The following is a 21025-nucleotide window of genomic DNA, read 5'->3' as shown; positions in this document are numbered from 1 at the left end:
TCCGGCGCGGTCGCCTCCGCCACGCCCCGCGGCGGCGACGCTCAGTAGTCGCCGGCGATCTCGACGGTATCGCCCTCACACACGCCGTGGTCGTTCGTCCAGCCGTACGGCACTTCGAGCACGTACTTCCCGGTTCCGCGGTAGCGCGCGAGGTCGGACCCGCTCGTTCCCTCGGGCGGGAGTTCCGCGTGGTGGATCCGGGTGATCGTGCCGTTGGCGGCGACGAACACGATGTCGATCGGGAACGCCATGTCGCGCATCACGTACGCGTGCCGGTCCTCGGTGTCGTGGACGAACAGCATTCCCTCGTCGGGCCCGAGCGACTCGGTGTCGGAGAGTCCGGTGTAGCGCTTGTCGAAGGTGTCGGCGACGCGCGCGTCCACGCTGCCGAGTTCGGTGCCGCTCCCGTCGACGACGGTGACGGTCGTGCGCTCGTACTCGCCGTCGTTCGCGACGTTCGCGACGGTGCCGGTGCAGCCGGCGAGCACGACCAGCAGCGCGAGGAGCGCGGGGGCGACGCGGCGACGGACGGTCATACGGGTACTGTCGAGCGCGGAACTGGAAAGCGTATCGGGCAAAAGGTAAGCGTTATTCGAGCGCGGCCGGTGTGTCCGGGTACGGGCTCGTGGTCTAGTGGTTATGACGCTTCCCTTACAAGGAAGAGATCGGTGGTTCAACTCCGCCCGAGCCCAGTCGAGTGCCGAGCGGAGCGAGGGCCGGGACGTTCTGCGAGGCGGAGTCTGAAGCAGGGAGTGAAGCGAGCGCCGCGAGCGGAACGACCGTGGTTCAACTCCGCCCGAGCCCAGTTCTCGCGGCCACACCGCGACGAGCGAAGCGAGGAGCCGTGGCCGCGTGCATGGCGTCAGCGGTGTTGAACCAGACGAGTCGCAGCCCGGGAAGCGAGCGGTACGAGGTCGAGCGAAGCGAGACCTCGATGCGAACGGGGAACGAAGTGACCCGTGAGCGTCGCGAGCGACCCGGAACGTCTCGGCGTGGTTCAACTCCGCCCGAGCCCAGTTCTGCCGCCGACACGAGAGGAACGAAGCGAACTCGTGAGCAGGGAACGACAGTGACCGCGTCCAACCCGTCCGAGCCCACTTCGTCAGTTCCGGACCGTCGCCGACGAGGTACCGAGCGAGGAGTTACTCCGCGGGAGCGGCGTCCGCGTACGGGAAGTTCCCGATCGTCTCCTCGCGGAACGCCTCCTCGTCGAAGGAGTACTCGCCGTCGAAGAAGTCCATCAGCGTGTGGGTGTCACGCATCGCGTTCTTCAGGCACGTCGAGGCACCCGGCGACGGCGTGATGTTAAAGACGATGTCCTTGCCGACGATCTTCGCCTCGCCCATGTCGAGGGACCGTTTCTCGGTGTCGACGATCTGCGGGCGGACCCCGCCGTACCCCTTGGCGCGCTCGATGTCGTCGAGTTCGACGCTCGGGACGACCTTCTGGACCTCCGGGAGGAACTGCTTCGTCCCCACGACCGGGAGGTCGTACACGAGGTTCTGGAGCACGTACGGCAGGAGGATCCGGTCCGCGAGGATGTTGGCGTAGCTGAGGAACGACGCCGCGTTGAGGCCGAACACGTCGAGGAAGTCCGACACCGTCGAGAGGCGCCCGCGTTCGAGTGCGGGGACGAGCTTCGCGGTCGGACCGAACCGCGTCACGCTCGGGTCGTGCACGTCCGCGTCGCCGTGGACGGCCGCGAAGGGGAGCTTCTTCATCTGCAGCGTGTACACCTTTCCGTTCAGGAGGTCGTCGGCGAGGAAGAAGCTGCCGGCGACGGGCAACAGGACCTTGTTCTGGCCGTACCCGAGCCGTTTCGCCATCTGGAGGCTGTGCGAGCCGGCGGCGACGACGGCCACCTGCGAGTCGACCCGACCGCCGGACGTCTCGAACGTGTAGCCGTCGGGTGTCGGCTCGACGGAAGTGACCTCGGTCCCGGTCTTCACGTCGACGGTCGCCTCCTCGCGGGCCTGCTCGACAAACGACTTCGTCGTTTTCCCGTAGTCGACGACGTAGCCGTCGGGCGTCTGCAGCGCGAGCATCTCCGTGTCCGGATCGCGTCCCTCGACGACCTTCGGCTCGATCTCGTCGATCTCGTCGCGGCCGATCGGTCGGAGCTTCGGGAAGAGGTCCCCGAACCCGTTGTCGTGGTAGCGCTGCTCCAGCTTCGCGACTTCATCGTCACCGACGCCGAGCACCATCTTGCTGCGCTTGGCGTGCATCTCTCGGTCCGCGTCGTGGTTCTCGAGGTAGCCGGCGAGCAGCTCGGCGCCCTCCTTCACCTCCTCCGCCTTCTCGAGGGTGTAGTTGGTCTCGATGTCCCCGAAGTGCAGGGTCTGGGAGTTGTTCGTGTGGTGGGAGTTGATCGCGGCGATCTCCGGCTCTTTCTCGATCAGCGCGATCGACTCGATGTCGGTGAACTTCGCCGTCGTGTACAACAGCGAGGCACCGCTGATACCTCCGCCGACGATAACGAGGTCGTACGTGTCGGACATTGTGGTGGGTGCTATGTCGACTGCGACACCGAAAGCAAATAACTCATCTTCTTTGCGTCCGTTATTGCTCTCTCGATCGTTGCGCACGAACCGCTAGCTGTTCCGTCATATTTCGTCTACGACACGACGTACAACGGTCCGAAGGATATCATCAGCGTCAGCGGAATTCGTCCGGACGAACCATGCGTGAGCGAGAGACGTGGACGTCACGAGTCGGCTTTATTCTCGCCGCCGTCGGCAGCGCGGTGGGGCTCGGAAACATCTGGTCGTTCCCCTTTCAGACGGCATCCAACGGCGGGGCCGCGTTTCTCGTCGTCTACCTAGTGGCGGTGTTTCTGATCGGGTTCCCCGTGATGCTCGGCGAGTTCGTCATCGGGCGGCGAAGCGAGCGCAACGCCGTCGAGGCGTTCCGGGCGCTCGGCTTCGGCGAGTGGTCGTTCGTGGGTGGCCTGGGTGTCCTCTCGTCGTTCGTGACGCTCGCGTTCTACAGCGTCGTCGGGGGATGGGTGTTGAGCTACATCGTCGGCAGCGTCACCGGCGGATACCTCGGCGACGCCGGCGCCTACTTCGGGACCGTCTCCGCGGGTCCGATCGCGGTCGCCGCCCACGCGGTGTTCATGGCCCTGACCATCGGGATCGTCGCGCTCGGCGTCACCGACGGCATCGAGCGCGCGACGAAGCTGATGGTGCCCGCGATATTCGTCCTTCTGGGCGGGCTCGCCGTCTGGGTAAGCACCCTCGACGGCGCGAGCGAGGGGTACGCGTACTACCTCTCGCCGGACGTGGGCGCGATCACGGGCGACCTCGCCGGGATCGTACCCCCGGCCGTCGGGCAGGCGTTCTTCACCCTCTCGCTCGGGTTCGGCGCGATGATCGCCTACTCGTCGTACCTCGGACGCGACGACAGCCTCCCGGCCGACGGGTCGGCGATCGTCGTCGTGAATACGTTCGTCGCGCTGCTGGCGGGCTTCGTCGTCTTCCCGGTCCTGTTCGCGATCGAGGGCTCGATTCCCGCCTCCGGCGGGGCGGGCACGGCCTTCACGGCTCTCGCCGGCGCGTTCAGTCAGATTCCCGGCGGCCAGGTCATCGGCCTCGGCTTCTTCGTCGTACTCCTGTTGGCCGCGCTCTCCAGTTCGATCAGCCTCCTCGAGGTTCCCACGTCGTTCCTCGCCGACCGAACCGGATACGACCGGATCCCGACGGCCGTGGGCCTCGGCGTGTTCGTCGCGCTCGTCGGCGTGCCGACCGCGCTCGACACCGGGGCCCTCGGCTGGTACAACGACGTCGTGTTCAATCTCCTGTTGCCGCTTGCGGTGCTGTTCATCTCGCTGTTCGTCGGCTGGGTCGCCGACGACCAGTTGGCCGCGGAGCTGAACCTCGGGAGCTCGTTCGGGAGCGGCTTCTCGGCGGTCTGGCTGTGGTGGATACGGATCGTGATCCCGGTCGCCATCTGGGGGACGCTGTTGCTCGGGATCCAGTCGCTGCTCGTAAAAGCGGGGATCCTCGCGGCTCCCGTCGTTCTCGGATAGTCGATCCGTGCCCGCTGTCCGCTCGTCTTGACGCCCGACGGTCCCCGAGTCGCCGAACTCGGGGTACCCCGGGTCGAGCCGGACGAACGGCACCGTCTCCTTTTGTCCACAGGGACGCTACGTCCCGTCGATGTACGAACGCACTCGCGGGGGGAAGTCGCGATGAACCTGAAGGCGGTCGCGGTCGTCGGTATCGTCGTTCTCGCCGTCGCGGTCGGCGGCGCAGCGGCGTTCCTCGCCGGGATCGGTCCGTTCGGCGACACCGGCGGTGGCTCGTCCGACGCCGTGACCGAGACGCCGGCGTCGACCGGGACAGTGTACGGCGATACCGGCGGCTCGTCCGGCGATAGTGACGGCGGGAGCGACGGTGAGACGACCACCTCGGACGGGACGACCAGCGTCGAGTCGGTGCCGCCGTACACGTTCGTCGTGGAGAGCATCGAGGAGTGCGGCCAGACCTGTCGGGACGTGACCGTCCAACTCGACAACAACCGCAACGAGACGGCGACGGGCGTCAGCGTCTACACGCGGATCTTCGCCGGCAACTCCACCGACTCCGGCGACATGGTGTGGGAAGGGACCCGCGATGTGGGATCGCTCGCGCCGGGGGCTTCGACCACCGAGACGAGCAGAGTGGAGCTCTCGTACGCCGAGGGGTATCAGATCCAGCAGGCCGACGGGTGGATCACGATCCTCACCACCGTTGAGTCCGACGACGTGACGATCACGTTCAAGGAGCGTCGTCAGGTGCTGTGACCGCGGGCCCGCGTACGATTCGAAACGCTTTTTCATACCGCCGAGGTTCGTTGAGACGCGCCGCCTTAGCTCAGATTGGGAGAGCACTCGACTGAAGATCGAGCTGTCCCCCGTTCAAATCGGGGAGGCGGCATATTTTGAGACGGCGAGCGGAGCGAACCGTCGAGAAACCGACGCCGAGCCGATTTGAGCACGGAAGTCGCAGCGCGCGAACGAAGTGAGCGCGACCGTCTTCCGGAGGTTCAAATCGGGGAGGCGGCATTAGACACAGAGTTCAAATGCCTGCGGCGCTGCGCGGGCAATTTTCCAGGGTTTCTTGGAGCCGATTCACCGACCGCGAGCTGCGACTGTGGGTGCACTTCGATCCACACAGGTGGTACTGCGCAGTGGATCTCGAATGCGTACTCAGGTACGTACCCGTGTACATACTCAGGTACATGAGTGACTACCTGGCTTCTGGTGTCACTCAGAACTCACCAAAATACGGGCCTACTCACGTACCGTGGCAGCGGAATCAAGTCCGACGGGTCGTCCCTGCTCCCACTCGACAGCGAGGACTGCGTCTCGAAGCGAGGTGGGTCTGCGCTCGACGACGTCCAGCGGATGTGAGTCGATGAACTGCGCTGGTTCGTGGGCGACGGGCGTCGCGCCGTCGTTGACTTGCAGATGCACTGGGCCGAGGTCATCGTGCGTGTCGTCCTGATGCCAACCAACCAGCAGACTTCGGTCTGGCTCGATCCAGTTGAACCAGTAGTACTCGTGCTGCTCTCCAGTCTGTAGTTGAAACCCGATCTCGATCCGCGCAGCCGTCACCGGGTACTCGTCGTCGTCGTCCAAGAACTGCCGCGGGTTCACGTCGGCGACGACCCGGTACGAGCCGGCTTCGCGGGGTTCGACACGCCGCCGTCGAACGTTCTCGAACGTACAGCTGAGTCGGTTCCGGATGCGGTCGTGGAGCCGCTTGCTCTGCACGTTCGCTCGATTAGCGAGGAAGACAACCATTAGGCGAGTGTCGAGGGAGAGTCGGTCCGCGGTGAAGAGAGCTCGATAACATCATCATACAGTTGGAGGGCGTGTTTCACGAGCCCGAGTTCCGTATTGATCGCTTCCCACGTGGCGATCACGTTGCGACGCTCACGAAGCTCCGCAGCCGAGAGTTCCTCGTCAGCGAGTTGCTCCCGGAACTCGTCAAGTGAACTAACGTCGTACTCCGTCGCCAGCTCTTCCTGTTCCTCCTTCAGCTCCGTGAGCTGGCTCTCCAGTTCGTCACGTGAGTGAGCCTCGATCAGGTCCGTCACTTCGTCGAAGAGCATCCGGACGGGGTTCAGGTCGTAGGCTTTCGTCCCGTCGACCGTCGTTTCCGTGACCCAGTCGTCACTCTGCAGTCGCTGGAGTTCATCGTCGGCTGTCGCGCGCGAGACGTCCGCCTGATCTGCGATCTCCTGCACCGGCGTTGGCTTGTCCAGCAGCTCCACGACGTGCCGAACGCGCTCACGCCCGCTCAGACGCTCCGTCCACGACCCCGAATTAGGTTGAGCCATCCGTACTGGCTCTTGGATCCGACAGCTCAAATAATTTGGTGCAAATTATATATTCAAATGACGCGGATGCAGTCGCGGGAAAACGACGGGTCTCTGGAAATAGATTGTCCAACGCCATCTGGTTTCACGCGGGATATGTTCAGATGCTGCGAGGCGGAATCCGTCCCGTCGACGACACTCCGAACGTCGTAGCGACTTCCACACGGCAACTCGTCCGGTGCCGAGGGCCAACGCTATCTGACTGGTGCCCGAGCGTCGATCCGAATGACCGACGTACCCGAGTCCCGATTCGCTCGCTTCAAACGCCCGCTCCTGCCCCTGATGAGTCTTCTCTACGTCGCCGCCGGCGTACTGCACTTCCTCGCACCGAAGCCGTTCGAACGGATCGTTCCCCGAGAGTTGCCCGCTCCGCGGGCGCTCGTCTACCTCTCCGGTCTGGCGGAGATCGCGCTCGGTGTCGGGGTCCTGGTTCCGCGGACGCGCCGACGCTCCGCGAAAGGCTTGGTCCTGCTACTGCTTGCAGTGTTCCCGGCGAACGTCAATATGGCCGTCCGCGACGCGGGCGGGAACCCGCTCCCCGAGCGCGCCGAGGGACTCTACGACGCGGCGCTGTGGCTTCGACTCCCGCTACAGGGACTGCTGATCGCGTGGGCGTGGTGGTACGCGCGGGCCGACCCCGAAGACGCCGAGTGACACCGGGGTTCAGAGACCGTCCCTGGCGGGTGCCCGTCCGGTGTCGCGTACTCGGACCTGACTGGGTGGTCTCCCGCCCGGTACGGGGTCGGTCGATCGCGAGCGGACCGAGCGTCAAGACACCCGCACGGAGGCCTCGGCTCGGTCCGCGAGCGCGTTCATCGGCCGGATCTCCAGGGCGTCGCTCGGCAGCGATCCGAGGTACTCGAGATACGTCGACACTACCGCCCACTGGTGTTCGTTGCTCAGATCGTAAAGGTGACACCAGAGGTGGAGCGAGCCGCCGGTGGCGATCGCGCGCTCGGTACTTCGTCGGAGGTAGTACTGGTGGACGCGCTTTCTGACCGCCAGCGGGAACGCGCGAAACAGTCGCGGCGCAGGGGTCCGGCCCGACGGCAACGACGACGCTGTCAGCGACGGGTACGTCGTACAGTACGTTTCGACGACCCCGTCGACGACGGCGGTGTCCCAGAGCGGGTGGGGCCCGACGGTGAGTTCTCGGAAGCGACTCACACGACTTCCGTCGTCGGTCGGGATCGCGTACCGCGCGACTCGAACCCCGTGTTCGCACAGGAGCCCGTTCGGCGGTCGCGAGTGCCGCGGCGGGACGAGGGACCGGACCGGCTCGCCCAGCCGTTCGTGGAGCGCTATCGAGGTTTCGAGCTCGTGGTCCACCAGTTCGCGCGGTTCGGTTCCACACAGGACATGCGAGAAGGTGTGGGTGCACAGCTCGTGGTCGACCTCGGCGGCACGGACCTCGCGGGCCATGTCGGGCGCGTAGTACAGCGGGTCGGTCTCCGCGTCGGTGCCGGGGTCCGCGGCGAACCACCCGTCGTCGTACGGGCCGGCGTGGTATCCGTCACACTCCTCCAGCAGGAGATGGCCGACGATGTTGAACGAGATGGGGACGCCACACTCGTCGGCTTTCGCGAGGAGCTTTCGGAGGTAGCGCCGCTCCTCGGAGCCGTCGGGCGACAGGTGGTCGTGACCCTGGAGGTCGTGAACGCCCCAGCCGAGCTCGATCTCCATGCTCAGCGTCAGGGTTGCGGGATCGGAAGCGGATCGCTGGTCCGACTCCCGACCGTTCGATCGGGCCGGGTCGCCTGCGGACGGGTCGGCTCGGTCGGCGGACGACCGACGGATACGACGGCTCAAGCTGTCGGCGGTACTCGGGGTTCCGACTTTAGTAGTCACCACGTTACCCGACTACAGCTCGGTTCGAGCGACCCCCTCGGAAGGGACACCGCTCGTGGATTCCGGTAGTCTCGGACTAATTGTCGGGAAAAGTCGTTTTTCCCGCGGATCTTATGCCCCCGCTCGGCGAAGCCGAACCGGACTATGACGAAGCTCGCGATCACGCTCAGTCGGAGCGCGGACCGGTCGTTCGAGGAGTTCCGGCAGTACTACCGCGATGAGCACGCGTCGCTTGCAGCGGATCTCCCCGGACTGGAGCGGTACACCGTCTCGTTCCCGGCGGATCCGGAGTCGGCGTCGTACGACGCGCTCGCGGAGCTGTACTTCCCGGACGACGAGACGATGGCGGCGGCGTTCGACTCCGACCTCGGCCGCGAGGTCGCCGCCGACGCCGAGACGTTCGCCGACATGGACGCCGCCGAGCGCGTCGTCCTCGAGGAGGACGTCGTCGTCGACTGATCGCGGGGTCGGCACCGGCCGAATCGCAACGAACGGGCTGTTCGTGTCCCGCACGGACGCGAATTCGCCGACGCGAGTGGGTCGTTCACACGCGCACCGATGACTCGGAAGGGTTAACCGTTGCCCGCCGCTCGTACCGTGTATGGCAACTGGGAAGGTCGACTTCTTCAACGACACCGGCGGCTACGGATTCATCGAGACTGAGGACGCGGACGAGGACGTGTTCTTCCACATGGAGGACGTTGGCGGTCCTGACCTTGAGGAAGGGCAGGAAGTCGAGTTCGACATCGAGGAGGCCGAGAAGGGCCCCCGCGCGAAGAACCTGCAGCGCCTGTAAGGTTCCGACGAGTCGGTCGAGAGACCGTACCGCAGTTTTCACCGTTTTTCACCCGACAGCGAGCGACCGCCGTGCCGTTCGGTCCGTCCGAACGCGACGGGACTTCGGTCGCTCGTCAGCGACGGCGCGGACGATAGCGACAGCGACAACCCCGGCGGCGACCCCGGCGCGTCGACCCGCACGACGTGTGGTGCAGCGGTCGTCAGCGCGTCGCTTATTTTCGCCCGTGTCGGATCCTCCAACGTGAACACGAGACGGCGGTGGTCGGGGTGACGGCGACGACGCTCCACGAGCCGGCACACCGCGAGGCGCTGTGGGAGCTGGAGTCGGCGTTCGACCGCGGCGACTTGGTCACGCTGTTCGGCACCTGTACGGTCGAGTACGACGGCCGCGCCGCCTCCTCGTTGGGACCGGGCGCGCGGCTGCTCGTGCTCAAGCCGGACGGCTCGGCGCTGGTACACACCGACGAGGGACGCACTCCCGTGAACTGGCAGCCGCCGGGGAGCGAACACCGCGCGGCGGTGCGGGACGGGCGCCTGCGCGTGCGCAGCGTGCGCACGTCGCCCGCGGAGACGCTCGACGTGTGGTTCTCCGCGGTTGATCAGCTCGCCGCCTACGGCGTCACCGGCGGCCGGTCGGTCGAGGTCGTCGGCAGCGAGGCCGACCTCAAGGAGCGCGTGGTCGCCGACCCGGGGCTCGTGGAGCCGGGCTTCGAGCCGCTGGCGACCGAGCGCGAGTCCGACGCCGGCCCGATCGACGTGTTCGGCCGCGACGCCGAGGGACGCCCGGTCGTCGTCGAGCTGAAGCGGCGGCGGGTCGGCCCCGACGCGGCGGGCCAGCTCGCCCGGTACGTCAGCGCCGTCGAACGCGAGGAGCCCGACGGAACGGCGGTCCGCGGAATCCTCCTCGCGCCGTCGATCACCGACCGCGCCCGCGACCTGCTCGCGGAGGAGGGACTCGAGCACGTCGCCGCCGACCCGCCGGAGGGGACGGCGGACCGCCCCGCGGCCGACGAGTGACGCGGCCTGTGAGGCCCGAGCACGTCGGACCGGCGAAACGTAGGCTTTAACCACGCCACCGCCGTCGACTCGGACAAGTAACCATGTCCGACAAACCGGCCTCCATGTACCGGAAGATCGACAAACCGTCGTACACGCGGCGGGACTACGTCACCGGCATTCCGGGCTCGAAGATCGCACAGCACAACATGGGCGACCTGACCAAGGACCCCGGGGACTACCCGGTCCACATCTCGCTGGTCACCGAGGAGGACGTCCAGATCCGACACGACTCGCTGGAGTCGGCGCGTCTGTCGGCCAACCGTCACCTCATCCGTGAACTCGGCGAGGGGAACTACAAGATGGTCCTCCGCAAGTTCCCGCACCAGATCCTGCGCGAGAACAAGCAGGCGACCGGCGCGGGCGCGGACCGCGTCTCCGACGGGATGCGCCAGGCGTTCGGCAAGCCCGTGGGGACCGCCGCCCGCATGAACGCCGGCGAGACCGTCTTCACCGCCTACGTCGACGTCGACCAGGCCGACGCCGTGAAGGAGGCGTTCCGTCGCGCGTACAACAAGATGTCCCCGCCGTTCCGCGTCGTCGTGGAGACGGGCGAGGACCTGCTCGTTCGGTAACCCGGACGCTCCGCGGTCGGAACGCTCCGCCCCGTTCTCACCGTTCTCACGCCCGCGAGCGACAGCTGTGTCGCCGCCGACCGCGACGCCCGCCTTCCGTCGAAACGACAACCCGTATCCGAGTGAAAACACCGCCAAGCGACGGCGACGACGCGAAACTCCGGCAGGTCTTTGCCCCGCGGGCGAGCACCCACGAACATGACCGGAGTACGAGTCGCGGGGGTCGGGCTGACGCCGTTCGGCGAGCACGCCGGGCGGACCGGTCGGGACCTGTTCGCGGAGGCGGCGCTCGCGGCGCTTTCCGACGCCGGCGTCGCCGGCGACGACGTGGAGCATCTCAACTACGGCAACTTCATGGGCGCGCTCGCCGAGCGCCAGGGGCACCAGGCGCCGATCGTGACCGAAGCGGCGGGCCTGCGGTGTGCCGGTACGCGCTACGAGGAAGCGTGCGCGTCGGCGGGCGTCGCCGTCCGGGAGGCCGTTCGCGCGGTCCGTTCCGGGGAAAACGACGTGATGCTCGCCGGCGGGATGGAGCGGATGACGAACCTCTCGACGGCGGAGGTGACCGAGTCGCTGGCGGTCGCCGCCGACGAGCTGTTCGAGGTTCGCGCCGGCGTCACCTTCCCCGGCGCGTACGCGCTGATGGCGCGCGCCTACTTCGACGAGTACGGCGGCGACCGCGAGGACCTGGCCCACGTCGCGGCGAAGAACCACGCCAACGCCGTGAACAACGAGTACGCGCAGTATCAGCGGGAGATCACCGTCGAACAGGCGATGGACTCGCCGCCGGTGGCCTCGCCGCTGCACCTGTTCGACGCCTGTCCGATCACCGACGGCGCGAGCGCGGTCGTGCTCGTCTCCGAGGAGTACGCCGCGGAGCACGACCTGGACGCGCCGGTCGCGATCACCGGAACCGGACAGGGCGGCGACCGCGCGGCGCTGCAGGACCGCACCGACATGGCCCGGACGCCCGCGGCCGCCGACGCGGCCGCCGAGGCGTACGGCGACGCCGGCGTCGCCAGCGACGAGGTCGATCTCGCGGAGGTGCACGACTGCTTCACCATCGCGGAGGTGATGGCGCTTGAGGCGCTGGACTTCTTCGACCCCGGCGAGGGGATCGGCGCCGCGCGCCGCGGCGACACCACCCGCGACGGCGACCTCCCGGTGAACCTCTCGGGCGGCCTGAAGGCGAAGGGTCACCCGGTCGGCGCGACCGGCGGCTCGCAGATCGCCGAGATGACGCGCCTACTCCGCGGCGATCATCCGAACAGCGACGCCGTCCCCGACGCGACGGTCGGGCTCACCCACAACGCGGGCGGGACGGTCGCCAGCGCCGTCGTCCACGTGCTGGAGGTGGCCGAATGAGCGAATCGGATCCCGACCCACCGGCGAACACCGGGTACGACGAGTGGGCGGACGCGCTCGCGGACGGCGGGTACTTCATCGAGTGTGCGAACGGTCACGGCTCGCTCCCGCCGCGGCGCGTGTGTCCCGACTGTGGGAGCACCGACCTCTCCGAGGAGCCGCTGCCGGAGACGGGGGAGGTCGCGACGTTCTCGGAGGTTCACGTCGCGCCCTCCGGCTTCGGCGAGGAGCCGCCGTACGTCACGGCGGTCGTCGGGTTCGGCTCGGTCCGTCTCACCGGCATCGTCCGCGATCTGTCGGCCGAGGAAGTCGAGATCGGAACCGCCGTCCGTCCCGACGTGGAGCGAAACGACGCCACCGGGAACCGGCTGATCGTGTTCCGGCCGGCCTGAGGGGATCGGACTCGACGACGGAGCTCCGTTTTCGCCGGTCGGTTACTTCTTACTTCTCACGCCCGCTCGTCCTGCTCGATCGTCACCGTCTCGTCGGGTCGCTCGCCCGCGACGACGCCGACGAACTGGTCGCCGAACTCGACGTGCGGGAGCAACATCGCGTCGTCGAACACGACCAGCTCGCAGCCGGCCGCGTCCGCGAGGTCCCGGCCCTCCGACAGCGGCGGGAGGTCGGCCTCGCGTCCCCACACGATCGTCGTCGGCGCGTCGAGGGCCGCGAGCGCGCCCGCGAGGTCCACCTCGCTGTTCAGGAACCCGGAGACGAACGACGCGGGAGCGAAGCGGGCGTTCTTCTGATGCGTCGTGCGCCATTCGTACGCCTGCCACTCCTCGCCGGCCTTCTCGGGGTCCCAGTAGCCGTGATCGGCGTTGAAGTAGGCGATCGAGGGCTTCGACGCCAGCAGTCCGAAGACCGCGTCGCCGACGATCGGCGCCCGGATCAGCTCGCGGACGGCGGTCTTGGGTGGCTCGGGGCCGGCGATCGCGGTCGGACACACGAGGGTGAGATCGGCGAGATCGAGGTCTTCGGCGACGCCGACGACGTACGCCGCCGTCAGCGACGAGGCGACGACGCGCGGCTCGTCGTACTCCGCGAGGAAGTCGCGGACGAAGTCCTCGTACAGCGCCGCCGAGTAGCGCAGCGGCGGCCGATCCGAGCGACCGAACCCGGGGAGGTCCGGGGCGACGACGTGGTACTCCGCGGCGAGGGCGTCGAACACCTCGCGCCACTCGCCCGCGGAGCCGGCGGCGTTGATCCCGTGGAGGAGGACGAGCGTCCCGTCGTCCTCGTCGCCGGCTTCGGTGTAGGCCACGTCCATCCCGCGCCAGCGGTAGCGACGCTGACGGCCGTCCAGGGGCGGTTCGAGTTCGCCCGCCTTCGCGCGCAGCGCGCGCGTCGCGGCGACGCTGGCGCCCGCGCCGAGCGCGACGTACTTCGCGGTCGAGGTGAGCTTCGATCGGAGAGTCATGTTCCGTCGTAGGGTCGCCGTCGACTTAGTTCGCGTGGCGGACGCGTGTCACGACGGCACACGGCTCCGCGGACGAACCGGCGCGGATGGCATTCCGACGTCGGACTACAGCGGCTCCTCGCCGTCGACGATCCGCAGGCACCGCTCGGCGAGCGCCGGCACCCGCGTCTCCATCGTCGGGTACAGCGGGTCGTCGCTGTTGCCCTCCAGATACCGGCGGTAGAACATCTCGCCCAGCGCGGCGAGCTTGTACACCGCGAGCGTGCGGTAGAAGCGGTCGTGCTCGTACTCGATCCCGGACGCGTCCTCGTAGCGCGCGACGAGATCCCGACGGCTTGGGTACCCGTCGCGCTCCATGAACGTCGAGGTCAGCTCGGGCGTCGCCGGCGCCGGGTCGCCCGGGTCGCGCCAGAAGGAGAGCATCCAGCCCAGATCCGTGAGCGGGTCGCCAAGCGCCGACAGCTCCCAGTCGAGGACGGCGACCAGCTCCGGGGGCGTCCCCGGCGCGAACATGACGTTGTCGAGCTTGTAATCCCCGTGAACGAGCGCGTGCTCGTGGTCGGCGGGGCAGTTGTCCCGCAGCCACTCGGTCACCTCGGCGATCTCGGGGACCTCGCGGTCCTCGGCGGTCACCTCGAACGCCCACTGGAACTGTTTCGCCCACCGATTCACCTGGCGCTCGGTGAACCCTTCGGGGCGGCCGAAGTCGCCGAGGCCGACCGCCTCGGGGTCGACCGCGTGGATCGCGGCGAGGGTGTCGACGAGTTCCTCGCCGACGCGGCGGCGGTGCTCGGGCGCGGCGAAGCGCTCGGGCTCGTCGTCGCGGAGCACGTCGCCCGCGGTCCGCCCCATCACGTAGAACTCCGAGCCGAGCACGTCGTGGTCGTCGCACGCGAGCACCGTCTCGGGCACCGGTACGGCGGTGGCCTGCAGCGCGTCAAGCACGCGGTACTCCCGGAGCACGTCGTGGGCCGTCTCGGCGGTCTCGCCGGGCGGCGGCCGCCGAACGACCAGTCCGCGGTCGCCGTAGGTGACGAACAGCGTCTCGTTGGAGTGGCCCTCCGCGTGGCGGCGCACGTCGAACTCGTCGACCGGCCCTAACTCGGCGGCGAGGCGCTCGCGCAGCGCGGGCGGGTCGACGAGGCGGCTGACGTACGCCTCGGAGTCGTCGGACATGCAGATTGGTTGCACACCCCGAACGAAAAACGCCGGGGGTCGGGGACCGACCGCGTCCACGCCGTGCGGTTCCGGCGGTCCTTCGGGGGTACTGTTTTGCCCCGGCGGTCGGTCCTCTCGGTATGGAGTACGACGACAGCGAGGCGGCGGACGCGCTCGCCGAGCGGACGCGCGAGTTCGTCGAGGAGGAAGTCATCCCGGTGGAGCGGGAGGTGCTCGGGAACGGCCCCGTGAGCGACGAGCAGCTCGCCGACCTCCGGGAGGCGGCCCGCGCATACGACGTGTTCTGCCCGCAGATCGGCGAGGAGTTCGGCGGCATGGGGATGGACTTCCGGGACGTGCTCCCCATGTTCGAGCAGGCCGGGCGGTCGCTGCTGGGTGCGGCCGCCTGCCGCGTCGACGCGCCCGACGAGGGCAACATGCACACCCTGGAGCTGCTGGGCACCGACGAGCAGCAGGAGCGGTGGCTCCGCCCGCTCGTCGCCGGCGAGATCTCCTCGGGGTTCTCGATGACCGAGCCGATGCAGGGCGGCGGCTCGGACCCGAAGATGATCCGCACCAGCGCCGAAAAGGAGGGCGACGAGTGGGTCATCGACGGCCACAAGTGGTGGACCACCGGGGGCACCGAGGCGGACGTGCTGATCGTGATGGCCCGCACCGACCCCGACGCGCACCCGTACGAGGGCACGTCGCTGTTCCTCGTCCCCGCCGACACGCCCGGCGTGAACGTCGTCCGCGACGTTCCCCACGTGGGCGGCGAGGTGACCGGCGTCGGCCACGCGGAGATCGAGTACGACGGCGTGCGCGTCCCCGAGGAGAACCTGCTCGGGACTCTGAACCAGGGGTTCGCCCACGCCCAACAGCGGCTCGGCCCCGCGCGGCTCACCCACTGCATGCGCTTTGCGGGCATGGCCGAGCGCGCGCTCGACGTGGCGAAGGCGTACACGAGCGAGCGGGAGGCGTTCGGCGGGCCGATCGCCGACAAACAGGCCGTCCGTCACGACGTGGCCGACGCCGAGACCGAACTCCACGCCGTGCGGACGATGGTTCGCGACGCGGCCGACCGGATCGACCGCGGCGAGGAAGGGCGGGTGCAGGTGGCGATGAGCAAGACGTTCGCCGCCAACACGGTACAGGAGATCGTCGACACCGCGCTCCAGCTGTGTGGGGGCAACGGGATCGGGAAGGACCTCCCGATCGGCGACTTCTACGAGTCGGTCCGGCAGTTCCGGATCATCGACGGCGCCGACGAGGTCCACCGGCGCGTCATCGCCCGCGACGCCTTCGCCGACGTGGACGAGTCGGAGCTCGAGAACGTCACCAGATACGGCGAGCCGGGCAAGTAGGTCCGCGAGGGCGGCTCGGCGCCCGCCGAGGCCCGGCGTGGCGACGGCCGCGGACCGACGCCCCGATTTTTGTTCCCCCCGAGCGACGGAACTGCCATGGTCGCACTCGACGCGGATCACGAGGCGTGGACGGCCGCCCAGTCGACGACGACGGCGGTCGTCGACGGGCGCGAACTCGACGTGGCGTACTACGAGGCCGGGCGCGACAACCGGGGGCCGCCGGTGATCTTCCTTCACGGTATCCCGACGTGGTCGTTCCTCTGGCGGGGGATCGCCCCCGCGATCGCGGAGGACCGCCACGTGATCGCGCCCGACCTCGTCGGCTACGGCAACTCCCAGCGAAGCGACGACTTCGACCGGTCGGTCCGAGCCCAGACGAGCGTCCTCGCCGATCTCGTCGCGGAGTCGGCGTCCGACGAGGTCGACCTCGTCGCCCACGACATCGGCGGCGGGGTCGCGCTCCGCTACGCCGCCGCGCGTCCCCGGCACGTGCGGAAGCTGGCGGTGTCGAACGCCGCCTGCTTCGACTCGTGGCCGGTCGAGTTCATCAACTCCCTGGGCGTCCCCGGCGTCGTCGAGGGGTGGGACGACGACGAGTTCGAGGAGAAGCTGTCGTTCCTGTTCGACGAGGGCGCCCACGGCGAGGCGGACCCGAGGTTCGTCGCCGGAATGCGGGCGCCGTGGGCCCGTGAGGGCGGCCGGACGGCGCTGGCGCGGGCGGCCGTCGCGACGAACACCAACCACACGACGTCCATCGACTACGGCGCGATAACCGCCGAGACGCTGTGTCTGTGGGGCGCCGACGACGTGCTCCAGCCGATCGACAACGCCGACCGACTCGCGGACGCCGTCGCCGGCGACGCCGAGGTCGTCGGGCTCGACGACGCCTACCACTGGGTCACCCACGACCGGACCGAGGGGTATCGCGAGGAGTTGGGCGCGTTCCTCGACGACTGACCGGTCCACGGTACCCGGTTCCCGAAGTCGTTCGCCGCGGGTCCATCGCGACCGGAGTCGGCGGGAATTATTTACGAGTGGAAAGTTTACGGCCGCCATGTCGTTCCAGCTTTCGAGCGAACAGGAGGCGGTCCGCGACGTGGTGCGAGAGTTCGGCGAAAACGAGATCCGCCCCGTCGCGCGCGAGCACGACGAGTCGCGCGAGTATCCGGACGACCTCGTCGAGGAGGCCGCGCAGTACGACCTCGTGGCGCCGACGATCCCCGAGGAGTACGGCGGCGCGGGGATGGACCTGTTGACCTCCGTCGTCGTGACCGAGGAGCTGTGGCGTGCGGACCCGGGAATCGGGTCGGCCATCGGCTCGCGGGGATTCGGCACCACGATGATCCAGGAGTTCGGCGACGAGTGGATGAAAGAGGAGTGGCTCCCGAAGGTCGCCGCCGGCGACGCCGCGACCTGCTCGTGCATCTCCGAGCCGGCCCACGGCTCCGACGTGGCGGGCATCGAGACCCGCGCGGAACACGACGAGGAGGCGGGCGAGTGGGTGCTCAACGGCGACAAGATGTGGATCACCAACGGAACGATCGCCGACGTGGCGGTCGTGATGGCGAAGACCTCGCCCGGCGAGCGACACCGAGGGATCACCGCGTTCCTCGTGGAGGCCGACCGCGAGGGGTTCGAGCCGACGAAGATCGACAACAAGCTCGGCATCCGCGCGTCCGATCTGGCGGAGATCCGTCTCGACGACGTGCGCGTCCCCGAGGAGAACGTGATCGGCGCGGTCGACCAGGGGTTCTACCAGCTGATGGCGTTCTTCGCGGGCGGCCGCACCTCCGTGGCGGCACAGGCGGTCGGCGCCGCACAGGGCGCGCTCGATGCGGCGATCGAGTACGCCGAGGAGCGCGAACAGGGCGGCCAGCAGATCAAAGAGTACCAGGCGATCTCCCACAAGGTGGCCGAGATGGCCACGAACGTCGAGGCGGCCCGGTCGCTCACCTACCGCGCGGCCTCGGTCGTCGACGCCGACGGAAACGACCAACTGGCCGCGAAGTTCGCGTCGATGGCGAAGCTGTTCGCCTCCGAGCGCGCCGTCGAGGTCGCCGACGAGGGGATCCAGGTCCACGGCGGCGCCGGCTTCGTCACCGACCATCCCGCCGAGCGCTTCTACCGCGACGCGCGCATCACGAAGATCTACGAGGGCACCTCCGAGATCCAGAAGAACATCATCTCCGATCAGGTGTTCTGAGGGCCCGTCCGGGTCGCGGTCCCCGCCGCCCCCGGGATTGATGTGACGCGCCGCCCGAGTCGCGGCCGATGTTCGAATCCCCGCCTCGGGACGGTTCGACGATGCACACCACGCGGACGCCCACGAACCCGACGCAGATCACGGGGTGGACGGCGTGACCGACGCCGGCGACGACGCCGCGTCCCGCCTCGCCGAGCGCTTCTCGCTCGCCGACTCCACCGCGGTGATCACCGGCGCCTCCAGCGGGATCGGCCGGGCGATCGCCGAGGAGTTCGCGACCGACGGCGCCGACGTGGTCGTCTGCTCGCGCGAGCAGGGGAACGTCGACCCCGTCGCCGAGGGGATCAACGAGGCCGCGGAGTCGGCGGACGGGCACGGCCGCTGTCTCGCCGTCGAGTGCGACGTGACCGACCGCGACGCCGTCGACGCGCTCGTCGAGGCCACGGTCGAGGAGTTCGGAGGGATCGACGTGCTCGTGAACAACGCGGGCGCCTCCTTCATGGCGCCGTTCGAGGACATCTCCGCGAACGGCTGGGAGACCGTCGTCGACATCAACCTCCACGGCACCGTCCACTGCACGCAGGCGGCGGGCGAGCACCTCGCCGACGGCGGCGGCGCGGTCGTCAACCTCGCGAGCGTCGCCGGGCAACGGGCCGCCGAGTACATGAGCCACTACGGCGCCGCGAAGGCGGGCGTGATCAACCTCACCGAGACGCTCGCGCTCGAGTGGGCCGGCCGAGACGTGCGGGTCAACTGCATCGCTCCGGGGTTCGTGGCGACGCCGGGCGTCGAGCAACAGATGGGCGTCTCCGCCGACGAGGTCGACCGCGGCGACGTGGACCGCCGGATCGGCACGAGCGAGGAGATCGCGGATATCGCTCGGTTCCTCGCGAGCGACGCGGCGAGCTACATGACCGGCGAGACGGTGGCGGCACAGGGCGTCCCGCAGGGCGAAGAACTGCCACAGCAGTAGTCGGTCACGTCGGTGGCGGGCACGTGACTCACAGCGCGATGCTGGTCAGTCCGAGCGCGGCCAGCGTCGTCGCCGCGAGCACCGCTGCGGTCACCAGGCCCAGGCGAATCCGGACGGCGGTCTCGGTGCGCATATCTCGATCTCCGAAAGTCGCTACTTCAACGTACGGCCGCGAGAATCATTATTGAGAATCAGGCCCTCGCGGCTCACGACTCGCGGGACGTGTCGACGACCTCGTAGCCGACGGCGGTCTCGCGGAGGCCGTCGGTGTGCGCGGAGAGTCGACCGGCGGCGACGACGAGCAGCACGTCGAGCCCGCGCATGGCGGCCTCGCGGACGGCGTCGACCGTGCCGAAGCGCACGTCCGGCTCCCGGTCGAGCCGTCTGACGGCGGCGATCGCCTCCGTTCCGGCGGCGACGACGAGGTCGGCGTCGGCCGCGAACCCGCGCAGGCGGGACGGGTCGACCGTGCGGCTTCCGCCGTCGCGGACCGCCGGGACGACGACGGCCGTGACGGCGCCCAACTCGTAGTCGACGACGCCGTCGAACTCCGCGACGCCGACGTCCTGCCTGGTGTCGGCCGCCGTGACCGCGACCGCGGTGGCGCCGTCGGTGCGGTCGGTGCCGTCGGAACCGGAGACGGCGGCCCCCGCGTCGTCGTCTCCGTCTCCCTCCGCGACGCTGTGTGCGTGGAGGACGCCGTCGCGCATCGACAGCCCCACGCGGTCGCCCTCCTCCACGGGGCCGTCGGCGAGGGCGGTCTCGACTTCCACGTCGCCGAGCACGTCGCTGGTGACGTGATCGAGGTACTCGCTGAGTTCGTCGGTACGGGAGATGAGCCAGTCGACGCCCTCCTTGGTGACGCGGTAGCGGCCGCGCCCCTCGCGGTCGACGAAGCCGCCCTCCGCCAGGTCGCCGAGGTGTTCGGAGACGGCCTGCGCGGTGACCCCGATGGCGTCGGCGATCTCGCGCTGGCTCACCGCGGGCTGACGCTCGGCGATCTCGACGAGGATCCGATACCGCGTCGCGTCGCGCTTGTGTCGGAGGACGCCGAGGTCGGCCCCGCCGTCCGTACCGTCGTCGCTCACATCCGAGGGTGGGGCCACGGACACAAATAGCGTTGTGGTCCGCCTCCCGATATCGCGGCCGTGGGCGGATCGACCGCAACTGCGTTTGCGCTCGCGCCGTCAGTTCCCCTCGAGCAGCCGCCGGAGCTGCGCCGGCGGCACCGCCCCGCGGGCGGCGTGGCCGTCGGCGACGAACGTCGGCACGCCCGTGACGCCGCGCTCGCGGGCCGCCTCGAACTGCGCCTCCAGCTCCTCGGCCAGCGTCCCGTCGTCGACGGCGTCGCGGATCTCCTCGCCGTCGACGCCGACCGACTCGGCCAGCTCGACGAGGGTGTTCAGATCGTCGATCTCGCGCCCGTCCTCCCAGTGGGCTTCGAGGACGGCGTCGTAGAACGCCCGGAACGTGTCGCGGTCGTACGACCCTTTCACGTACAGCGCGGCCTGCTGTGCGTCCCACGAGTCCGCGTCGTGGACCTCGTCGAACTCGAGCATCCCGTCGGCGTCGTACTCCTCGCGCAGGCGTTCGACGTTCTCCCGGACCTGATCGTAGTAGTCCTCGTCTTTGCCGTCGTCGACGTCGTCGCGGATCTCGCCGTCGGGGCCGCGCTTGTGTCCGCGGAGGTCGAAGAACTGCCACTCCACGTCGACCTCGGGAAGGTCGCGCTCCGCGCGGTCGTCGCGGTACTGCCGCAGCGACGCCCGTCCGAGATAGCAGAACGGACAGACGAAATCGGAGTAGACCGTGACCGGTCGTCGGTCGGTCGCGTCGTCGGTCGGGGCAGCGTCACCTGTGCTCATGGAGTGATCAAGACCAGCCACGGGTTTGTGTTCGTCG

At 68.7% G+C, this 21025-nt stretch carries 22 protein-coding genes and 2 tRNA genes; 15 read left to right on the top strand and 9 right to left on the bottom strand.

Annotation, left to right across the window (positions count from 1 at the left end):
- Positions 1-41: 41 nt before the first annotated feature.
- On the bottom strand, positions 42-536 hold the full coding sequence (locus K6T25_RS03285; protein ID WP_222916470.1) for a DUF192 domain-containing protein: 495 nt from the start codon (positions 534-536) through the stop codon (positions 42-44).
- A gap of 83 nt (positions 537-619) precedes the next feature.
- Between K6T25_RS03285 and K6T25_RS03280 the strand changes: the two genes are divergently transcribed.
- A tRNA-Val gene (locus K6T25_RS03280) sits at positions 620-692 on the top strand.
- 450 nt (positions 693-1142) lie between these two features.
- On the opposite strand, the gene K6T25_RS03275 is transcribed toward K6T25_RS03280, so the two are convergent.
- A complete protein-coding gene (locus tag K6T25_RS03275; RefSeq protein WP_222916468.1) occupies positions 1143-2498 on the bottom strand; it encodes an FAD-dependent oxidoreductase in 1356 nt (451 codons plus the stop codon).
- Positions 2499-2680: 182 nt separating this feature from the next.
- Between K6T25_RS03275 and K6T25_RS03270 the strand changes: the two genes are divergently transcribed.
- From K6T25_RS03270 to K6T25_RS03260, 3 genes are all read left to right on the top strand, one after another.
- Positions 2681-4027, top strand: a complete 1347-nt coding sequence (locus K6T25_RS03270) for a sodium-dependent transporter (protein WP_222916466.1) — start codon at positions 2681-2683, stop codon at positions 4025-4027.
- Positions 4028-4189: 162 nt separating this feature from the next.
- Positions 4190-4783 carry a hypothetical protein gene (locus K6T25_RS03265; RefSeq protein WP_222916465.1) on the top strand — a complete coding sequence of 198 codons (594 nt, stop codon included), beginning with the start codon at positions 4190-4192 and terminating at the stop codon, positions 4781-4783.
- A 59-nt stretch (positions 4784-4842) separates the two neighbouring features.
- Positions 4843-4916: transfer RNA gene (locus tag K6T25_RS03260), tRNA-Phe, on the top strand.
- Between the two features lie 356 nt (positions 4917-5272).
- Here K6T25_RS03260 and K6T25_RS03255 read toward each other — a convergent pair.
- Entirely contained in the window at positions 5273-5785 is a 513-nt protein-coding gene (locus K6T25_RS03255) for a hypothetical protein (protein ID WP_222916464.1), read from the bottom strand.
- Entirely contained in the window at positions 5785-6324 is a 540-nt protein-coding gene (locus K6T25_RS03250; protein WP_222916462.1) for a winged helix-turn-helix domain-containing protein, read from the bottom strand. The genes K6T25_RS03255 and K6T25_RS03250 overlap by 1 nt, the downstream gene beginning before the upstream one ends.
- 321 nt (positions 6325-6645) lie before the next feature.
- Between K6T25_RS03250 and K6T25_RS03245 the strand changes: the two genes are divergently transcribed.
- On the top strand, positions 6646-7017 hold the full coding sequence (locus tag K6T25_RS03245) for a DoxX family protein (RefSeq protein ID WP_321170889.1): 372 nt from the start codon (positions 6646-6648) through the stop codon (positions 7015-7017).
- 114 nt (positions 7018-7131) lie between these two features.
- On the opposite strand, the gene K6T25_RS03240 is transcribed toward K6T25_RS03245, so the two are convergent.
- Complete coding sequence (locus K6T25_RS03240; protein WP_222916459.1) at positions 7132-8046, bottom strand: polysaccharide deacetylase family protein; 915 nt, start codon at positions 8044-8046, stop codon at positions 7132-7134.
- A gap of 309 nt (positions 8047-8355) precedes the next feature.
- Here K6T25_RS03240 and K6T25_RS03235 point away from each other — a divergent pair, with 309 nt between their 5' ends.
- The 6 genes from K6T25_RS03235 (at position 8356) to K6T25_RS03210 (ending at position 12397) form a co-directional block, all read left to right on the top strand.
- Complete coding sequence (locus tag K6T25_RS03235) at positions 8356-8670, top strand: EthD family reductase (protein ID WP_222916458.1); 315 nt, start codon at positions 8356-8358, stop codon at positions 8668-8670.
- A gap of 142 nt (positions 8671-8812) precedes the next feature.
- Entirely contained in the window at positions 8813-9007 is a 195-nt protein-coding gene (locus K6T25_RS03230; RefSeq protein ID WP_073307057.1) for a cold-shock protein, read from the top strand.
- A gap of 269 nt (positions 9008-9276) precedes the next feature.
- Complete coding sequence (gene nucS, locus K6T25_RS03225; protein ID WP_222917832.1) at positions 9277-10026, top strand: endonuclease NucS; 750 nt, start codon at positions 9277-9279, stop codon at positions 10024-10026.
- Between the two features lie 83 nt (positions 10027-10109).
- Positions 10110-10640 (top strand): 50S ribosomal protein L16, encoded by a 531-nt coding sequence (locus tag K6T25_RS03220; protein ID WP_222916456.1) that lies wholly within the window; start codon positions 10110-10112, stop codon positions 10638-10640.
- A gap of 198 nt (positions 10641-10838) precedes the next feature.
- On the top strand, positions 10839-12005 hold the full coding sequence (locus K6T25_RS03215) for a thiolase domain-containing protein (protein ID WP_222916454.1): 1167 nt from the start codon (positions 10839-10841) through the stop codon (positions 12003-12005).
- Positions 12002-12397 carry a Zn-ribbon domain-containing OB-fold protein gene (locus K6T25_RS03210; protein WP_222916453.1) on the top strand — a complete coding sequence of 132 codons (396 nt, stop codon included), beginning with the start codon at positions 12002-12004 and terminating at the stop codon, positions 12395-12397. Before K6T25_RS03215 ends, K6T25_RS03210 begins: the two co-directional genes overlap by 4 nt.
- 56 nt (positions 12398-12453) lie before the next feature.
- On the opposite strand, the gene K6T25_RS03205 is transcribed toward K6T25_RS03210, so the two are convergent.
- The gene (locus tag K6T25_RS03205; RefSeq protein ID WP_222916451.1) at positions 12454-13425 is read right to left on the bottom strand and encodes an alpha/beta fold hydrolase; all 972 of its coding nucleotides are present in this window, start codon (positions 13423-13425) and stop codon (positions 12454-12456) included.
- A 105-nt stretch (positions 13426-13530) separates the two neighbouring features.
- Positions 13531-14601, bottom strand: coding sequence for a phosphotransferase family protein (locus K6T25_RS03200; RefSeq protein WP_222916450.1), 1071 nt, complete (start codon positions 14599-14601; stop codon positions 13531-13533).
- A gap of 122 nt (positions 14602-14723) precedes the next feature.
- Between K6T25_RS03200 and K6T25_RS03195 the strand changes: the two genes are divergently transcribed.
- From K6T25_RS03195 to K6T25_RS03180, 4 genes are all read left to right on the top strand, one after another.
- Positions 14724-15947 carry an acyl-CoA dehydrogenase family protein gene (locus tag K6T25_RS03195; RefSeq protein ID WP_222916449.1) on the top strand — a complete coding sequence of 408 codons (1224 nt, stop codon included), beginning with the start codon at positions 14724-14726 and terminating at the stop codon, positions 15945-15947.
- A gap of 96 nt (positions 15948-16043) precedes the next feature.
- Positions 16044-16904 carry an alpha/beta fold hydrolase gene (locus K6T25_RS03190; protein ID WP_222916448.1) on the top strand — a complete coding sequence of 287 codons (861 nt, stop codon included), beginning with the start codon at positions 16044-16046 and terminating at the stop codon, positions 16902-16904.
- Between the two features lie 97 nt (positions 16905-17001).
- On the top strand, positions 17002-18150 hold the full coding sequence (locus tag K6T25_RS03185; protein ID WP_222916447.1) for an acyl-CoA dehydrogenase family protein: 1149 nt from the start codon (positions 17002-17004) through the stop codon (positions 18148-18150).
- Between the two features lie 154 nt (positions 18151-18304).
- Positions 18305-19123, top strand: coding sequence for an SDR family NAD(P)-dependent oxidoreductase (locus tag K6T25_RS03180; protein WP_222916446.1), 819 nt, complete (start codon positions 18305-18307; stop codon positions 19121-19123).
- 206 nt (positions 19124-19329) lie between these two features.
- On the opposite strand, the gene K6T25_RS03175 is transcribed toward K6T25_RS03180, so the two are convergent.
- Together K6T25_RS03175 and K6T25_RS03170 are read right to left on the bottom strand one after the other, a co-directional pair.
- Complete coding sequence (locus K6T25_RS03175; protein ID WP_222916445.1) at positions 19330-20211, bottom strand: DUF7839 domain-containing protein; 882 nt, start codon at positions 20209-20211, stop codon at positions 19330-19332.
- A gap of 99 nt (positions 20212-20310) precedes the next feature.
- Positions 20311-20988, bottom strand: a complete 678-nt coding sequence (locus K6T25_RS03170) for a DsbA family oxidoreductase (RefSeq protein ID WP_222916443.1) — start codon at positions 20986-20988, stop codon at positions 20311-20313.
- Between the last annotated feature and the right edge of the window lie 37 nt (positions 20989-21025).

This window comes from Halobaculum rubrum, assembly GCF_019880225.1.
GTDB classification, from domain to species: Archaea; Halobacteriota; Halobacteria; order Halobacteriales; family Haloferacaceae; genus Halobaculum; species Halobaculum rubrum.
Note: the sequence above shows the minus strand (reverse complement) of the source record. Positions and strands in the feature narration are given on the sequence as shown.

Coding starts and splice junctions, on each gene's coding strand:
- K6T25_RS03285 (WP_222916470.1), bottom strand. CDS start 536: ATGACCGTCCGTCGCCGCGTCGCCCCCGCGCTCCTCGCGCTGCTGGTC.
- K6T25_RS03275 (WP_222916468.1), bottom strand. CDS start 2,498: ATGTCCGACACGTACGACCTCGTTATCGTCGGCGGAGGTATCAGCGGT.
- K6T25_RS03270 (WP_222916466.1), top strand. CDS start 2,681: ATGCGTGAGCGAGAGACGTGGACGTCACGAGTCGGCTTTATTCTCGCC.
- K6T25_RS03265 (WP_222916465.1), top strand. CDS start 4,190: ATGAACCTGAAGGCGGTCGCGGTCGTCGGTATCGTCGTTCTCGCCGTC.
- K6T25_RS03255 (WP_222916464.1), bottom strand. CDS start 5,785: ATGGTTGTCTTCCTCGCTAATCGAGCGAACGTGCAGAGCAAGCGGCTC.
- K6T25_RS03250 (WP_222916462.1), bottom strand. CDS start 6,324: ATGGCTCAACCTAATTCGGGGTCGTGGACGGAGCGTCTGAGCGGGCGT.
- K6T25_RS03245 (WP_321170889.1), top strand. CDS start 6,646: ATGAGTCTTCTCTACGTCGCCGCCGGCGTACTGCACTTCCTCGCACCG.
- K6T25_RS03240 (WP_222916459.1), bottom strand. CDS start 8,046: ATGGAGATCGAGCTCGGCTGGGGCGTTCACGACCTCCAGGGTCACGAC.
- K6T25_RS03235 (WP_222916458.1), top strand. CDS start 8,356: ATGACGAAGCTCGCGATCACGCTCAGTCGGAGCGCGGACCGGTCGTTC.
- K6T25_RS03230 (WP_073307057.1), top strand. CDS start 8,813: ATGGCAACTGGGAAGGTCGACTTCTTCAACGACACCGGCGGCTACGGA.
- K6T25_RS03220 (WP_222916456.1), top strand. CDS start 10,110: ATGTCCGACAAACCGGCCTCCATGTACCGGAAGATCGACAAACCGTCG.
- K6T25_RS03215 (WP_222916454.1), top strand. CDS start 10,839: ATGACCGGAGTACGAGTCGCGGGGGTCGGGCTGACGCCGTTCGGCGAG.
- K6T25_RS03210 (WP_222916453.1), top strand. CDS start 12,002: ATGAGCGAATCGGATCCCGACCCACCGGCGAACACCGGGTACGACGAG.
- K6T25_RS03205 (WP_222916451.1), bottom strand. CDS start 13,425: ATGACTCTCCGATCGAAGCTCACCTCGACCGCGAAGTACGTCGCGCTC.
- K6T25_RS03200 (WP_222916450.1), bottom strand. CDS start 14,601: ATGTCCGACGACTCCGAGGCGTACGTCAGCCGCCTCGTCGACCCGCCC.
- K6T25_RS03195 (WP_222916449.1), top strand. CDS start 14,724: ATGGAGTACGACGACAGCGAGGCGGCGGACGCGCTCGCCGAGCGGACG.
- K6T25_RS03190 (WP_222916448.1), top strand. CDS start 16,044: ATGGTCGCACTCGACGCGGATCACGAGGCGTGGACGGCCGCCCAGTCG.
- K6T25_RS03185 (WP_222916447.1), top strand. CDS start 17,002: ATGTCGTTCCAGCTTTCGAGCGAACAGGAGGCGGTCCGCGACGTGGTG.
- K6T25_RS03170 (WP_222916443.1), bottom strand. CDS start 20,988: ATGAGCACAGGTGACGCTGCCCCGACCGACGACGCGACCGACCGACGA.